At 72.1% G+C, this 15,215-nt stretch carries 13 protein-coding genes; 10 read left to right on the top strand and 3 right to left on the bottom strand.

The features are described 5' to 3' along the window. Positions 1–2,040 (top strand): chemotaxis protein CheA (locus ACFOY6_RS02040; RefSeq protein WP_379648636.1); only part of this gene is annotated, 2,040 nt, incomplete at its 5' end. Positions 2,041–2,090: 50 nt separating this feature from the next. Here ACFOY6_RS02040 and ACFOY6_RS02045 read toward each other — a convergent pair. Beyond that, on the bottom strand, positions 2,091–2,489 hold the full coding sequence (locus ACFOY6_RS02045) for a DoxX family protein (protein ID WP_379633917.1): 399 nt from the start codon (positions 2,487–2,489) through the stop codon (positions 2,091–2,093). Positions 2,490–2,763: 274 nt separating this feature from the next. On the opposite strand from ACFOY6_RS02045, the gene ACFOY6_RS02050 reads away from it, so the two are divergent. Beyond that, positions 2,764–3,552 (top strand): enoyl-CoA hydratase/isomerase family protein, encoded by a 789-nt coding sequence (locus ACFOY6_RS02050; RefSeq protein ID WP_109517641.1) that lies wholly within the window; start codon positions 2,764–2,766, stop codon positions 3,550–3,552. Positions 3,553–3,699: 147 nt separating this feature from the next. Next, positions 3,700–6,717, top strand: coding sequence for a D-2-hydroxyglutarate dehydrogenase YdiJ (gene ydiJ / locus ACFOY6_RS02055; protein ID WP_379648639.1), 3,018 nt, complete (start codon positions 3,700–3,702; stop codon positions 6,715–6,717). Positions 6,718–6,849: 132 nt separating this feature from the next. Here the strand turns inward: ydiJ and ACFOY6_RS02060 are convergent, their stop codons facing one another. Next, the gene (locus ACFOY6_RS02060) at positions 6,850–7,701 is read right to left on the bottom strand and encodes a LysR family transcriptional regulator (RefSeq protein ID WP_379648641.1); all 852 of its coding nucleotides are present in this window, start codon (positions 7,699–7,701) and stop codon (positions 6,850–6,852) included. Positions 7,702–7,802: 101 nt separating this feature from the next. Between ACFOY6_RS02060 and ACFOY6_RS02065 the strand changes: the two genes are divergently transcribed. The 6 genes from ACFOY6_RS02065 to ACFOY6_RS02090 all read left to right on the top strand — a co-directional run bounded on the left by ACFOY6_RS02065 (position 7,803) and on the right by ACFOY6_RS02090 (position 13,534). Further along, the gene (locus ACFOY6_RS02065; protein WP_379633925.1) at positions 7,803–8,588 is read left to right on the top strand and encodes an SDR family oxidoreductase; all 786 of its coding nucleotides are present in this window, start codon (positions 7,803–7,805) and stop codon (positions 8,586–8,588) included. Between the two features lie 11 nt (positions 8,589–8,599). Further along, the gene (locus ACFOY6_RS02070; RefSeq protein WP_109517645.1) at positions 8,600–9,319 is read left to right on the top strand and encodes a ribonuclease activity regulator RraA; all 720 of its coding nucleotides are present in this window, start codon (positions 8,600–8,602) and stop codon (positions 9,317–9,319) included. A 77-nt stretch (positions 9,320–9,396) separates the two neighbouring features. Further along, on the top strand, positions 9,397–10,368 hold the full coding sequence (locus ACFOY6_RS02075; protein WP_379648644.1) for a Bug family tripartite tricarboxylate transporter substrate binding protein: 972 nt from the start codon (positions 9,397–9,399) through the stop codon (positions 10,366–10,368). A gap of 155 nt (positions 10,369–10,523) precedes the next feature. Continuing rightward, on the top strand, positions 10,524–11,543 hold the full coding sequence (locus tag ACFOY6_RS02080) for a Bug family tripartite tricarboxylate transporter substrate binding protein (protein ID WP_379648646.1): 1,020 nt from the start codon (positions 10,524–10,526) through the stop codon (positions 11,541–11,543). Continuing rightward, on the top strand, positions 11,540–12,016 hold the full coding sequence (locus ACFOY6_RS02085; RefSeq protein ID WP_379648648.1) for a tripartite tricarboxylate transporter TctB family protein: 477 nt from the start codon (positions 11,540–11,542) through the stop codon (positions 12,014–12,016). The genes ACFOY6_RS02080 and ACFOY6_RS02085 overlap by 4 nt, the downstream gene beginning before the upstream one ends. 15 nt (positions 12,017–12,031) lie before the next feature. Beyond that, positions 12,032–13,534 carry a tripartite tricarboxylate transporter permease gene (locus tag ACFOY6_RS02090; protein WP_109517649.1) on the top strand — a complete coding sequence of 501 codons (1,503 nt, stop codon included), beginning with the start codon at positions 12,032–12,034 and terminating at the stop codon, positions 13,532–13,534. Positions 13,535–13,576: 42 nt separating this feature from the next. Here the strand turns inward: ACFOY6_RS02090 and ACFOY6_RS02095 are convergent, their stop codons facing one another. Further along, positions 13,577–13,846, bottom strand: a complete 270-nt coding sequence (locus ACFOY6_RS02095) for an HU family DNA-binding protein (protein WP_109517650.1) — start codon at positions 13,844–13,846, stop codon at positions 13,577–13,579. Between the two features lie 238 nt (positions 13,847–14,084). Here ACFOY6_RS02095 and ACFOY6_RS02100 point away from each other — a divergent pair, with 238 nt between their 5' ends. Beyond that, a complete protein-coding gene (locus ACFOY6_RS02100; protein WP_379633938.1) occupies positions 14,085–15,212 on the top strand; it encodes a GGDEF domain-containing protein in 1,128 nt (375 codons plus the stop codon). Positions 15,213–15,215: the final 3 nt, after the last annotated feature.

Raw genomic sequence — 15,215 nt, forward strand, 5'->3', positions numbered from 1 at the left:
GCGGGACCGGCGCCGGACCTCGCGGCGCGGCGCGAGGCCGGCGCGCTCTCTGAGGGCGCGGCGCTGCTCGGGCTGCACCGTCTGGCCGCCGGATTCGCCGCCCTGGCGGAGGGCGAGACGGTGCTGGTGGCGCTCGGCCGCCTGCGCCGGCAGCTGGAGCGGCTGAGCACCCTGACCGGCGAGGCCGCCGGAGCCGAGGAACTTCCCGTCGCCCTGCGGGGCACCCAGGAGGCATGGCTGGAGCCGCTGCTGGCCACGCTGGAGGCGGAAGCCGCGCCCGGCGCCGTGGCCTGCGCGGCGCGGGAGGCTGCCGCCATGGCCGCCGCCCTGGGGGAGGACGCGCTGGAGCAGCGCCTGCTGGTGCTGGAAGACCTGGCCGACCGCGCGGCCGAGCCCGATGCCGCCGCCGCCCTGGCCCAGGCCGCCGCCGCCATGCTGCACGGCCGGCGTGACGCCGCCCCCCTCCCGCCCGATGCCGCGCCGGGGGAGACGGAATCCGGCCTGCCGGCCATGTTCCTCCCCGTCATGGGGGCGGAGGCGCGGCGCCGCGCCCTGGCGGCCCGGGCGGCGGGCCGGGGGCTGTTCCTGGCGCGGCTGGCGCTGGGCGTGGACGCGGCGCTGGAGGAGCAGGCGGGCGACTGGCTGCGCCGGAAGGGCGAGGTGCTGGCCAGCCACAACCCCGCCGGTGCCGAGCCACCCGTGCTGGAGCTGCTGCTGGCCAGCGAGGAAGGCCTTCCCGCCTTGTCGGAACAGGCGGCGCTGCTGGACCCCGGGTGCCATGTGCTGCGGGAGATCGCCGCGCTGCCCGAGGCCGCCCCCGCGGCGGAGGCCGAGGCCGCCGGCCCGGTGACGCTGCGGGTGCGGCAGGAGACGGTGGACGACATCATCGCCCTGCAGGCGGAACTCGGCGCGGCCGTCCTCTCCCTCTCCGAGGTGGTGCGGGAGGGCGGCACGCGCGCCGCGCTGGGCCGGCTGGCGGGGCTGGAATCCTCGCTGCCGCCCCATGCCGCGCCGCGCCTCGCGGCCGAGATGGAGCGGCTGCGCCAGGGCCAGGAGGCGCTGGAAGCCCTGGAGAGCCGCGTCGGCCTCGAGCTGCGCCGGCTGGACGAGGCGGTGATGGGGCTGCGCGTGGTGCCCATCGGCACGTTGCTGTCGCGCCTGCCCCGCGTCGCGCGCACCGTGGCGCAGGCGGGCGGCAAGCAGGTGGAGGTGCTGCTGGAAGGGCAGGCGGTGGCGATCGACCGCGGCCTGGTGGAAATCCTCTCCGACCCGCTGCTGCATCTGGTGCGCAATGCGGTGGACCACGGGCTGGAAGGGCCGGCGGCGCGGCGGGCGGCGGGCAAGCCGGAACGCGGGCTGCTGCGCGTCGCCGCCGCGCGGGAGGGCAGCGAGATCCTGGTGCGCGTCGCTGATGACGGGGCGGGGATCGATGCCGGGCGGGTGCTGCGGCGGGCGGTGGCGCAGGGCCTCGTGGACGAGGCCGGGGCGGCGCGGCTTTCCCAGCCGGAGGTGCAGGCGCTGCTGTTCCGTCCCGGCTTCTCCACCGCCGAGCGGGTGACGGAGACCTCCGGGCGCGGCGTGGGGCTGGATGTGGTGCAGGAGGCCGTGCGCCGCGCCGGCGGCACGCTGGGCGTGGAGAGCCGGCCCGGCGAGGGCACCGCCTTCCTGCTCCGCCTGCCGCTGACGGCCTCGATCCAGAGCGTGCTGCTGGTGGAGGTGGCCGGCCATCCCTATGCCCTGCCGGCGGCGCGGGTGCAGGGCGTGGTGGAGGCGGGCAGCCTGCCGGTGGAGGCCGAGCCGCGCGTGCTTTCGGCGCTGCTGGGCCTGCCGGAGGATGCGGGGCCGGGCGGGGCGGGGGTGGCGGTGCTGGTGCGCTCGGGCGGGCGGCTGCTGGCGCTGCGGGTGGACCGGGTGCGCCGCCGGTCGGACCTGCTGCTGCGCCCGCTGCACCCGGCCCTGGCCAGCCTGCCCGGCGTGGCCGGCATGGGCGTGCTGGGCGATGGCGAGCCGGTGGTGCTGCTGGAGCCCGAGGGCTTCTGAGGCCGGCGGGGCCGTCCAGGAGAGGTGGCACCTCTCCTGGCGGCGCCCTCTCAGCGGCGGCGGCCGTCGATGCTGAGGCTGCCGGGGCCGGCGAAGACCAGGTAGAGGAACACGAAGCAGAACAGGATGGCGGCATCGCCCCCGTTCAGCACCGGATAGAAGCTGCGCGGCGCATGCGCCAGGAAGTAGGCGAAGGCCATCAGCCCCGACAGCACGAAGGCGGCCGGCCGGGTGAACAGCCCCACCAGCACCAGCAGGCCGCCGAACAGCTCCAGCATGCCGGCCGTCCAGGCCATGGTGAAGGCCGCCGGCAGCGTGCCGCTGGAGGGCGGGGCAGGGAAGCCGAGCAGCTTCTGCGTGCCGTGCGCGATGAACAGCAGGGCGGCCATGATGCGCAAGGCAGCCAGGACGTGTGGCGCGAAGCGTTGCAGGGAAGAGGAACCGGTCACGGAGTGTCTCCTGGCTGGCGCAGGCGGGAAGCTCCGCGCTCTGCGCGGAGATGGACCGCATGATACGCGATGCAATGCACCATCACACGGGCGCCAGCTTGGCGGGAGGGCTGTTTCGCGCCACCGTGGCGAAGCGGTGCCCCGGAACTGTCAGGTGTTGATTGTTTACAGCCTTCGCGCCTGCCCGTAAGACTACCGCAAGGAATGGCGGCATGGCCGCCCGACCGCACGAGGAAACGGCCGGCGGCGCCGGCCCGACAGGGAAACAACCGGCATGAGCGGCAACGACGACATTCTCTTCCAGACGCTGGAAGGCGGCATCGCCCGCGTGACCTTCAACCGCCCGCAGGCGCGCAACGCCTTCACCTTCGAGATGTATGAGCGCCTCGCCGCCTATTGCCAGGAGGTGGCGGAGGACAAGTCGATCCGCGCCATCATCCTGACCGGCGCTGGCGACAAGGCCTTCGCGGCGGGCACCGACATCAACCAGTTCCGTGCCTTCAAGACGCCGGAGGACGCGATCCAGTACGAGGAGCGGATCAGCCGCATCATCACGGTGCTGGAATCCTGCCCCAAGCCCACCATCGCGGCGATCAACGGCGCCTGCACCGGCGGCGGCGGCGCCATCGCCGCCTCCTGCGACATCCGGGTGGGTGCGAGCAACGCCCGCTTCGGCTTCCCCATCGCGCGCACGCTGGGCAACATCCTCTCCATGGGCGCCTTCTCGCGGCTGGTTTCGCTGATCGGCCCCTCGCGCACCAAGGAGATGATCTTCACCGCCCGCCTGCTGGACGCGGCCGAGGCCAAGGAGATCGGCCTGCTGCACGAGGTGGTGCCGGAGGGCGGCGACCTTCAGGCCCGCGCCGAGGAGCTGGCCCGCACCATCGCCGGCAACGCGCCGCTGACGCTGCGCGCCACCAAGGAGGCGATCGCCCGGCTGCGCCCGGCCATCTCCTCCGAGGAGGGCAAGGACCTGGTGCTGATGTGCTACATGAGCCAGGATTTCCGCGAGGGCATGGACGCCTTCCTCAACAAGCGCCCGCCCGTCTGGAAGGGCGAGTAACAACAGGCGCCCTGCTGGCCGGGCAGGGCTGAAATCCGCACCCGGCCTCTTCTCTTTTTCCGGTGCGGTGGCATGACAGGGGCGGCAGCCGGGCGGGCCATCGGGCCGGGCCGGGCTGCCTCCCCGCGCGTGAAAGGCCAATCCCCGATGATCCCCCGCCTCGCCGAACTGCCCGCCCCGGTCGCGCCCGCCCTGGCCTTCCTGGATGAATTGCGGCTGCGCGGCTTCTCGGGCGATCTCTCCTCCGGCGCGGCGGACCGGGTGGTGATGGCCACCGACAACTCCATCTACCAGCGCCAGCCGCAGGCGGTGGTCTTCCCCCGCGGCGCCGAGGATCTGCAGCGCATCGCGAAGGTGGCGGCGGACCCTCGCTTCCAGGGCCTCGCCATCGGGCCGCGCGGCGGCGGCACCGGCACCAACGGCCAGTCGCTGACCGATGGCATCGTGGTCGATGTCTCGCGCCACATGACCCGCATCCTGGAGATCAACGCGGCGGAGGGCTGGGTGCGCGTCGAGCCCGGCGTGGTGAAGGACGCGCTGAACGCGGCGCTGAAGCCGCTTGGCCTGTTCTTCGCGCCCGAATGCTCCACCAGCAACCGCGCGACGCTCGGCGGCATGATCTCCACCGATGCCTGCGGCCAGGGTTCCTGCCTCTACGGCAAGACGCGGGACCATGTGCTGGGGCTCACGGTGGTGCTCATGGACGGCACCCTCTGGGAGAGCCGGCCGATGGACGACGCGGCGCTGGCGGCGGTGGCGCGGCGGCAGGACATGGTGGGCGCCATCCACCGCGTGGCGGACGGCATCGCGCGCGAGCAGGCGCAGCTCATCGCCGAGCGCTTCCCGCCGCTGAACCGCTGCCTCACCGGCTACGACCTGGCCCATATCCGCGACGGGGAAGGGCGGTTCGACCTCAATTCGCTGCTCTGCGGCTCCGAGGGCACGCTGGCGCTGATCGCGGAAGCCCGCATCCGCGTGCTGCCCATTCCGAAGCGCAGCGCGCTGATCAATTTGCGCTACGACAGCTTCGACGCCGCGCTGCGTGACGCGCGCGTGCTGATGGCGCTCGGCGCCGCCTCGGTGGAGACGGTCGACTCCAAGGTGCTGGGCCTGGCGCGCGGCGACATCGTCTGGACCAGCATCGCCGAATACCTGCCGGACGACCCGGAAGGCGCCGCCGCCGGCATCAACCTCATCGAGTTCGTGGGCGACAGCGAGGCCGAGGTGCAGGCCAAGCTCGGCGTGGTGGAGGCGCGCCTCGCCGCCGAGGGGCGCAGCCTCGGGCGGCGCGGGCACACCGTGGCGTGGGATGCGGCGGGCGAGCGCATCCAGGCCATGCGCAAGCGCGGCGTCGGCCTGCTCGGCAACATGCAGGGCGAACGCCGGCCGATCGCCTTTGTCGAGGACACCGCCGTGCCGCCGGAGAACCTCGCCGACTTCATCGGCGAGTTCCGCGCCGCGCTGGACCGGCGCGGGCTGGAATACGGCATGTTCGGCCATGTCGATGCCGGGGTGCTGCATGTCCGCCCGGCGCTCGACATGAAGGCCGAGGGCGCCGAGCGGATGATCCGCGAGATCACCGACGAGGTCTTCGCCCTCACCCGGAAGTATGGCGGACTGCTCTGGGGCGAGCACGGCAAGGGCGTGCGCTCCGAATACGTGCCGGAGGTGTTCGGGCCGCTCTACCCGAGCCTTCAGGCCATCAAGGCCGCCTTCGACCCGCGCAACCAGCTCAACCCCGGCAAGATCGCGGCCCCCGATGGCGAGGCGCTGCTGGCGATCGACCGCGTGCCGATGCGCGGGCAGCTCGACCGCACCATCCCCGCCCCCGTGCGCGCCGCCCATGACGATGCGCTGCACTGCAACGGCAACGGCGCCTGCTTCAACTACGACACGCAGGACGCCATGTGCCCCTCCTACAAGGCGACGGGCGACCGCCGCCATTCGCCGAAGGGGCGCGCCAGCCTGTTCCGCGAATGGCTGCGCCAGCTCTCCGCCGCGGGGGTGGACCCGATGGCGGAGGCGGAGCGCATCCGCGGCACCTCCTTCCTCTCCGGCCTGCCTGCCCGCATCCGCAACGAGCGGGCGCGCCGCCGCGGCGAGGACGATTTCTCCCACGCGGTGAAGGAGGCGATGGATGGCTGCCTCGCCTGCAAGTCCTGCACCGGGCAATGCCCGATCAAGGTGGATGTGCCGAGCTTCCGCGCAAAGTTCCTGGAGATCTACCACGGCCGCTACCAGCGCCCGCTGAAGGACTACCTGGTGGGCATGATCGAGCAAGTACTGCCGCTCGGCGCCCGGGCGCCGGGGCTGGCCAATGCGGTGCTGGGCAGCGGGATCGGCCGCGCGCTGGCCGCGAAGGGCGGGCTGGTGGACGCGCCGCTGTTCAGCGGGCGCAACCTGGTGCGGGAGGCCGCCGCCCAGGGCGTGCGCCTCGCCACGCCGGAGGCGCTGCGCGGCCTGGGCGAGGCGGAGCGCCGGCGCCATGTGGTGCTGGTGCAGGACGCCTTCACCACGCATTTCGAGACGGGGCTGGTGCTGGACCTGCTGGCGGCGCTGCGGGCCATGGGCTTCACCCCCTGGCTGGCGCCCTTCCGCCCGAACGGCAAGCCGCTGCATGTGCATGGCTTCCTCGGCGCCTTCCGCCGCCAGGCCGAGGCCAATGCCGCCATGCTGCACGCCCTGGCCGAGAGCGGGGTGGAACTGGTCGGCCTCGACCCGTCGATGACGCTGACCTACCGCTCCGAATACAAGGGCATTCCCGTGCCGCCGGTGCTGCTGCCGCAGGAATGGCTGGCCAGGCGCCTGGAGCTGCTGCCCGAGTTGCCCCAGGGCGAGGGCTTCTCCCTGCTGCCGCATTGCACGGAGCGGACCAACGCCACCGCCTCGCTCAAGGAATGGCAGGCGGTGTTCGCGCGGCTCGGCGCGCCGCTCGCCGTGCTGGCCTCGGGCTGCTGCGGCATGGCCGGCACCTATGGGCACGAGGCGGAGCACCGTGACACCTCGGAGCACATCTACGATCTCTCCTGGCGCGGCCATGTGGCGAAGCGGGGCGAGGCGCTGCTGGCCAGCGGCTATTCCTGCCGCAGCCAGGTGAAGCGGTTCGATGGGGTGCAGTTGCGCCATCCCATCCAGGCGCTGCTGGCGCGGCTGAAGGAAGCGTAAGGAAAGAACCTTCTTTTTCTGAAGAAAAAGAAGCAAAAAGACTTTGTCAGTTCGGCGCTGCGCTCTCCGCCAGCGTGCCGCCAACTGGCAAAAGTTTTTTGGTTCTTTTTTCCAAAAAAGAACGTCTTTCTTTTAACTCTCCAGAAACGCCCGCACCAGCCGCGCCCGCGTGCCCCCCCGCATCCAGAGCAGCCCGATGCGCCGGGGCGGAAAGGGCCGGGGCAGGGGCAGGCGCGCGATCTCCAGCCCCACCGGCCAGGGCGGCGCCCAATCCGGCACCAGAGAGACGCCGAGGCCGCGCCCCACCATCACCGCGATGGCGTCGAGCGCATCCAGCTCGAAGCGCTCGCGCGGCGCGATGCGTGCGGCGCGCAGGTAGCGGTCGGCCAGCCGCCCGCCCCACTGGTTGCGGTCGTAGCGGATGAAGGGCTCGGCGGCGAGCAGGGCGTGCGGTTCGGCCTGGGCCTGGGCGGCGGGAGCCAGCACCACCAGGGGCTCCTCCCGCAGCAGGCGCCATTCGCAGCTTTTCGGCAGGGCGAATTCCGGCTGCACGATCAAGGCCGCGTCCAGCTCGCCCACCAGCACGCGGCGGTAGAGATCGGCCGAGATGCCGGGGGAGATGTGCGTCTCCATCTGCGGGTAGCGCGTGGCCAGCCGCGCCAGCATGGCCGGCACCAGCCCGGTGAGCGCCGTGGCGATGGCACCCAGCCGCAGCTCCCCCGCCAGTGCCCCGGCGGTGGCGAGCGCCCGCAGGTCGCGCGCCTCCCGCAGCAGGGCGCGGGCGCGGTCGAGGATGGCGAGCCCGGCCTCGGAAGGCGCCACGGTGCGGCCGGCACGCAGCAGCAGCGTGGCGCCCATCTCCGCCTCCAGCGCCTGGATGCGCTGGGAGAGGGCGGCCGGCGTCAGGTGCAGGCGGCGCGCGGCGGCGGCGATCGAGCCTTCCTCCACCACGGCCACGAAGCTGTCGAGGAAGCGCGTGTCCATCGTAAAGGAAATCTATCGTCCGAAAGCAGGAAAGGAAGGGTTTTCTGTTCTTCTCCCGCTTGCCAGACTGCACCCCGACAGACTGCAAGAGGACAAGGCCGATGGATCTGGGCCTGAAGGACAAGGTGGCGCTGGTGCTGGGCGCCGGTGGCGGCCTGGGTGGCGCCATTGCCCGCTCGCTGGCCGCCGAGGGCGCGAAGCTGGCGCTGGCCGATGTCAGCGCCGAGGGGCTGGCGCGCATCGCCGCTGAGGTGAAGGGGCTGGGGGCGGAAGCCATCACCCTGGAATGGGATTTGGCCGACCTCGCCGCCATCGAGACCAACGTGGCGCGCATCGAGGCGGAGCTTGGCCCGGTGCAGGTGCTGGTGAACAACACCGGCGGCCCGCCGCCCACCCCCGCCGCGGGCCAGGACCCGGCGCTGTGGGCCAAGCACTTCAACGCCATGGTGCTCAGCGTCATCGCGCTGACGGACCGCGTGCTGCCGGGCATGAAGGCCGCCGGCTGGGGCCGCGTCGTCACCAGCACCTCCTCGGGCGTGGTGGCGCCGATCCCCAACCTCGGCATCTCCAACGCGCTGCGCTCGACGCTGCTGGGCTGGTCCAAGACCCTCTCGCGCGAGGTGGCGCGGGACGGCATCACCGCCAACATCATCCTGCCGGGCCGCATCGCCACCAGCCGCATCCGCTTCCTCGACGAGCAGAAGGCGAAGCGCGAGGGGCGGGACGTGGCGCAGGTCGAGGCCGAGAGCACCGGCTCCATCCCCGCCGGCCGCTATGGCGAGCCGCAGGAATATGGCGACGCGGTGGCCTTCCTCGCCTCCACCCGCGCCTCCTACATCAACGGCTCCGTCATCCGCGTGGATGGCGGGCTGATCGCCAGCATCTGAGGTCCATGCCCATGTCCGTCGAAGTCGCAGCCCTCGATCCGAAGATCATCGAGACCCTCTCCGGCATCTCCACCGCCACGCTGACCACGGTGCTGCTGAAGAAGGGCCTGCGCAACGTGTGGATGCGCGGCACCCGCCCGCTGAAGCCGGGCCAGCCGCGCCTTGTCGGCCGCGCCTTCACGCTCCGCTTCGTCCCCGCCCGCGAGGACCTGGCGACGCCGGCCTCCTGGTCCAACCCGATCTCCACCCGCAGCGCCATCGAGGCGATGCCGGAGGGCGTCATCGTGGTGGCGGACGCCATGGGCTGCACCGATGCCGGCATCTTCGGCGACATCCTCTGCGCCCGGATGGCGAAGCGGAAGGTGGCGGCGCTGATCACCGACGGCGTGGTGCGCGACGGCGCCGGCGTCATTGGCACCGGGCTGCCGGTGTGGTGCCAGGGCAACGCGGCGCCGCCTTCGGTCGCCGGCCTCACCTTCATCAACTGGCAGGAGCCGGTGGGCTGCGGCGGCGTCGCCGTGTTCCCGAACGATGTGGTGGTCGTCGATGATGACGGCGCCGTGCTGATCCCGGCCGCGCTGGTCGAGGAGATCGCGGACCTCGCCGCCGAGCAGGAGGCGCAGGAGAGCTGGATCATGGGCGAGGTGGAGCAGGGCGCCTCGCTGCCTGGCCTGTATCCGCCGAACGCCGAGAACAAGGCCCGCTACGAGGCGAGCCGCAAGAAGAGCTGAACCCGGCCCGGCGCCACGCCCTCCACCAAGAGGGGGCGGGCGCCACCAGGGACGGGAGGAAGGAGAGACAAGATATCATGACCATCACCCGCCGCAGCCTCGCGGCCCTGGGTGTGGCGGCGCTGGCCGTCCGCCCGGCCAGCGCCGCCGCCTGGCCCACCGAGCGCCCGATCGTGGTGTATGTGCCGTTCCCCCCCGGCGGCGGGGTGGACCAGATGGCGCGCGTGATCCTGCCGCATGTGCAGCGCCACCTGCCGGGCTCGACCTTCGTCGTCGAGAACCGCCCCGGCGCGGGCAGCCAGATCGGCATGGAGGCGACCTTCAACACCAAGCCGGATGGCTATGTGCTGGGCGCCGTCACCTCGCCGGCGATGATGACCATCCCCTTCGAGCGGCCCGTCCGCTACAAGGTGGATGAGTTCACCTACATCGCCAACGTGGTGGACGATCCGGGTGGGCTGTGGGTGAAGGCGGATTCGCCCATCAAGTCGCTGGCCGACTTGCTGGAGCGGGCGAAGAAGGACCCGGGCGGCCTCAGCTTCGGCACCACCGGCATCGGCTCCGACGACCATCTGGTGATGCTGGAGGTGGAGCAGGCGGTGCCGGGCGTCAGCTTCAGCCATGTCCCCTTCAACGGCGCCGCGCCGTTGCAGACCGCGGTGCTCGGCGGCCACCTCGATCTCGGCTGCTTCAATGTCAGCGAGGGCGGGCCGGGCTACCGCGACGGCCGCTTCCGCTGCCTGGCCCAGGCCGGCGCGCAGCGCGACCCCTCCATGCCCGACGTGCCGACGCTGACGGAGCAGGGGGTGAAGGTGGTGGCCGGCGCGCAGCGCGGCGTCGTCGCCCCGCCCGGGCTGCCGCCGGAGATCCGGGACAAGCTCGTCACCGCCTTCCGCGCCGCGCTGTCCGACCCGCAGTTCCTGGCCGATGCCGAGCGCGTGGTGCTGCCGGTGAAGGGCATGGTGGGCGACGAGTACCGCAAGACGGTGCTGGGCCTCGATGCGCGGCTGAAGGAGATGTGGGCCCGCAAGCCCTGGCGCGACCAGTAAGCCGCGCCGGCCGGGGCCGCGCCCTTCAGGAGGGCGCGGCCTTTTCTATGCTACCAACTGTTGACAGTTTAATGTTGGGGGCCACAGGCTGCGCCCCATCGGGACAGTAAAAGGCCACAGCCGCGCGGCCGACGCGGCAGGGCCGAGGAGGAAAAATGGACAAGATCGAGGCCCTGGCGCGCGGTGACGCCCTCCCTGGCGCGAATGCCGGCTGGTGCCGCCGCGCGCTGCTCTCCGGGCTCGGGGGGGCGCTGCTCGCCGCCCCCTTCATCCGCCCCGCGCGCGCGGCGGGCTTCCCGCAGCGCCCGATCGAGGTGGTGACCCATGCCGGCGTCGGTGGCGGCACCGACATCACCGCCCGGATGATGATGATGCAGGCGCCGGCCGAGCTGGGCGGCGAGATGACGGTGGTGAACAAGACCGGCGGCAGCGGCGCCGCCGCCATCGCCTACGCCGCCAGCCGCCCCAAGGACGGCCACACCCTGCTGCTGGTGACGCAGAGCCATATCCTGACCATGCTGCGCATGCGCCTGCCGGTGCAGTTCGACGACCTTGTGCCGCTGGCGCGCGGCACGGCGGACGCGCAGGTGGTGATGGTGCGGGCCGGCGGCCCGCTGCGCTCGGCCGACGCGCTGCGCGAGCAGGGGCGGAGCCGCTCGCTGAAGATCGGCGTCACGGCGGTGGGCAGCCTGGACCATGTGGCGAGCTTCGGCTTCGCCCGCGCGGCGGCGTTGCAGCCGCTCTCGGCCGTGCCCTTCCGCGGCGGTGGCGACATCGTGGTGAACCTAGTCGGCGGCAACATCGACATCGGCCTGCTGAACTACGCCGAGGCGGAATCGCAGATCACCGCCGGCGAGGTGCGCCCGCTGCTGGTGCTCTCCGACGCGCGCATCGCCGCCCTGCCGGACACGCCCACGGCGAAGGAGGCCGGCATCGACTTCTCGGCCACGGTGGCGCGCGGCTACTGCGTGCTGAAGGGCACGCCGGAGGACCGCGTGGCGAAGCTGCGCGAGGGGCTGGTGCGCGCCATGCGGACGCCGGCCTATGGCAATTACCTCGCCAGTTCCGGCCAGTCGGCCGACAGCGTGGCGGGTGCCGAGGGCTGGGCGCGGCAGCTCGCCGAGTACCAGGCGCTCAGCCGCGAGGCGCTGGCCGAGCTGGGGCTGGCGCGGTGAGCCGCCCCACCCCCTTCCTGTGGCGGGACCGGCGCGTGGCGCTGGCGGTGGCCGCCGTCGCCCTGGCCTTCCTCGCCGGCACCTTCAGCTTCGACGCGGTGCCGGCGGCGCTGATGGAAGGCATGGGCGCCAGCGAGTTCCCGCGCCTGGTGGGCTTCGTCATCCTGCTGCTGGCCCTGGTGCTGGCGCTGCAGCCCGCCCCGGCGGAGGAGGAGGCGCTGCCCGCCATCAACCGCTGCGGCTGGGCCACCTTCGCCGCCTGCCTGGCCTTCCTGGTGGTGCTGGCGCTGGCCGGCATGCTGGTGGCCATGTTCGCCTTCATGGTCGGCGTGGGCTGGCTGTGGGGGGAGCGGCGCCCCGGCGTGCTGCTGGCCAGCGCCGGCGGCATGGTGCTCTGCCTCTGGCTGCTCTTAGTGCGCGTGTTCGGCCTCACCCTGCCGGGCGGCCTGCTCGGCGACATGCTGTTCAACTGAGCGGGGCGCACGGACATGGAAGCCTTCCTGAGCGGCATGGCGGTCCTGGCGGACCCCTTCATCCTCGGCATGACGGTGGCGGGCACGCTGCTCGGCGTGTTCGTCGGCGCGCTGCCCGGCATCGGCGGCAGCACCACGCTGGCGCTGCTGCTGCCGCTGACCATCGGCATCAACCCCATCGCCTCGCTCGCCTTCATGGGCGCGGTGTATTGCGGCGCCAATTTCGGCGGCTCGATCACCGCCATCCTGGTGAACAGCCCCGGCGACCCCTCGGCCTCGGCCACGGCGCTCGAGGGCTACAAGATGGCGGAGAAGGGCGAGGCGGGGCTGGCGCTCGGCATGTCCGCCGTCGCCAGCGCCATCGGCGGCATCTTCAGCGTCATCGTCATGATCGTGGCGGCGCCGCTGCTGGCGCGGGCGGCCTACAGCTTCGGCCCGCCGGAATACTTCGCGCTGGCGCTGTTCGGCCTGTCGATGTGCGCGGCGGTGGGCGGCGATTCCCCGGTGAAGAACCTCATCGCCGCGGCGTTCGGCGTGGCGCTCGCCACGGTCGGCATCGACCTGACCACCGGGGTGGAGCGCTTCACCTTCGGCCTCTACGACCTGACGGACGGGATCGGCTTCGTGCCCGTGCTGATCGGCCTGTTCGCGCTGGCGGAGATGTTCGACCAGGCCAGCCGCCAGCATTCCCTGGGCAAGCTGCTGAAGCTGGATTCCGTGCGTATCCCCGGCATGGCGGAGTTCCGCAAATGCGCCAGGAGCATCGTGCTGGGCAGCGGGCTCGGCACCTTCATCGGCGCGCTGCCGGCGCTCGGCGCCACCACCGCCGCGCTGGTCTCCTACAACGAGACGCGGCGCTGGTCGAAGCACAAGCATGAATTCGGCCATGGCGCGATCGAGGGCGTGGCGGGGCCGGAGGCGGCCAACAACTCGGCCGTCGGCGGCGCCATGGTGCCGACCCTGGCGCTCGGCATCCCCGGCAGCTCCACCACCGCCATCATGCTGGCGGCGCTGGTGGTGCAGGGCGTGCGCCCGGGGCCGCATCTGTTCAACGAGCAGCCGACGCTGCTCTACGCCGTCTTCGCCTCCATGCTGGCGGCCAACCTCATCTACCTGGTGCTGGGGCTGTATTCGGCGAAGCTCTTCGCGCGCATCAGCATGGTGCCGCCGGCGCTGCTGTGGCCGGCCGTCTTCGTCCTGTCGGTCATCGGCGCCTACGGGCCGAACCAGTCGATGGGCGAAGTCTACCTGATGCTGTTCTTCGGCGTGGTGGGGCTGCTGTTCCGCCGCCACGGCTTCTCGCCGGCGCCGCTGGTGATGGGGCTGGTGCTGGGCTCGCTGCTCGAGGAATCGCTGAAGCAGTCGCTGCTGATCTTCCAGGATGGCTGGGTGCTGGGCTTCCTGGGCCGGCCGATCGCGCTGCTGCTGATCGGCGTCACGCTGCTCGGGCTGGGCGCGCCCTGGGTGCTGCGGCTGGTGGCGCGGCTGCGCGGCCCTGCCGGCCGGCGGGTGGCCTGAGGCTGGCGGGCGGGGGGAGGAGAACCCCCGCCCGGCCGCCTGTCAGACCGCCTTCTTCAGGTTGGGCGAGGCCTTGAAGCGGACGGTCTTGCCCGCCTTGATCTTCACCGGCTCGCCGGTGCGGGGGTTCATGCCCTTGCGCGCCTTGGTCTTGCGCACGGCGAAGGTGCCGAAGCTGGGCAGGGTGAAGCCGCCATTCTTCTTCATTTCCTTGACGATGGCCGCAATCAGGTCACCGGCGGCACGATTGGCGGCGACGCCGGTGCAGCCCGTGGAATCCTGGATGACCTGGGAAATGAAGGCCTTCGACATATCTGACTTTGCTTTCTTTATCGGTAAGGTCGGTGCGTGGCGCCGGGTCTGGCGCGGCGCTGCTTAGCAATCCCGGCAGGGCTCCGCCAGCGGCCGCCGCTGTGGCCGGCACGCCACGCCGCAGGGCAGACATGCCCCGGAAGGTCCATGCGATGCTGCAACAGGAAGCCGCGGCAGCGGGCCCTGACGAAGCCATGCTACAAGCTGCCGAAACCGCTTCAGACCTTCCGCCCGGACAATGTTTCCCCTGCCTGATGTCAGCACGGTCCGCCTGTGCAGCCTGCTTCTGAGCATAGCCTTCACGGCGGTCTTCCTGGTCCTCTGGCGTGGCCGCCGGGAAGACGATCATCTGCTGCACTGGGCCCTCAGCTCGGCGCTCTACACGGCGGTGCTGCTGGGCTTCCAGCTCTTCACCGACACGCTGCCGCCATGGCCGGGAAGCCTGTTCTTCGCCTCGCTGGTGGGCAGCAACCTGCTGCTGATCAGCGGCGCCCGGGTGTTCGAGGGACAGCGGCCCTTCGCCGCCTGGATGCTGCTGCCGCTGCTGGGCTGCGCCCTGGCCTATTCCGCGCCGTTCTGGCTGGCGGCGTGGGGGCTTCCGCTGCCGATGCCTCAGGCCGGCCGGATCTGCGGCACGCTGGGATTGCTGGCTGGCGTCTGCCTGGTGGGCTGGGTGCTGCTGCGCGGGGGCGGCGCCGGATGGCGCGGCCGGCGCATCGCCGGGCTGGCGATGCTCGGCTATGTGCCGGGCTATGTCGTCGCCATCCTGCTGGAGTTCGATGGCGCGGCGAGGCTCAATGCCGCGGCCCTGCTGCCGATGCTGTCCGACCAGCTCCTGCTGGCGGTGCTGTATCTCGGCCTGCTGTCCATGCCGGGCGAGCGCGCCCAGCAGACCCTGCGCGAGGCCGCGCTGCGGGACCCGCTGACCGGCGCCTGGAACCGCGCCGGGCTGGAGGCGCAGCGGCCTGCGCTGGTCATGGCCGGCGCCGCGCTGATCCTGATCGACATCGACCATTTCAAGTCGATCAACGACCGGCACGGACACGCGGCGGGAGATGCGGTGCTGGCCTCTCTGGCCGCGCGGGCGGCGGCGCTGGCGGCGGAGCAAGGAGGGTGGCTGGCCCGGCAGCACGGCGACGAGTTCGTCGCCGTGCTGCCGGATGCCTCGGCCGAGGAAGGGCAGCTCCTGGCCCGGCGGATGCGCGGCGCGGTGGCGGCCGGCGGGCCGGGGCTGCCGCCCTACACGGTCAGCCTGGGGCTGACCATGGTGGCCCCCGGCGAGGCCGGGCTGGAGCACGCCATGGCCCGTGCCGACGACCGGCTCTACCAGGCCAAGGCGCTGGGGCGAGACCAGCTCGCCCTCTGACGC

Source organism: Teichococcus aestuarii, from assembly GCF_042651065.1.
GTDB classification, from domain to species: Bacteria; Pseudomonadota; Alphaproteobacteria; order Acetobacterales; family Acetobacteraceae; genus Pseudoroseomonas; species Pseudoroseomonas aestuarii.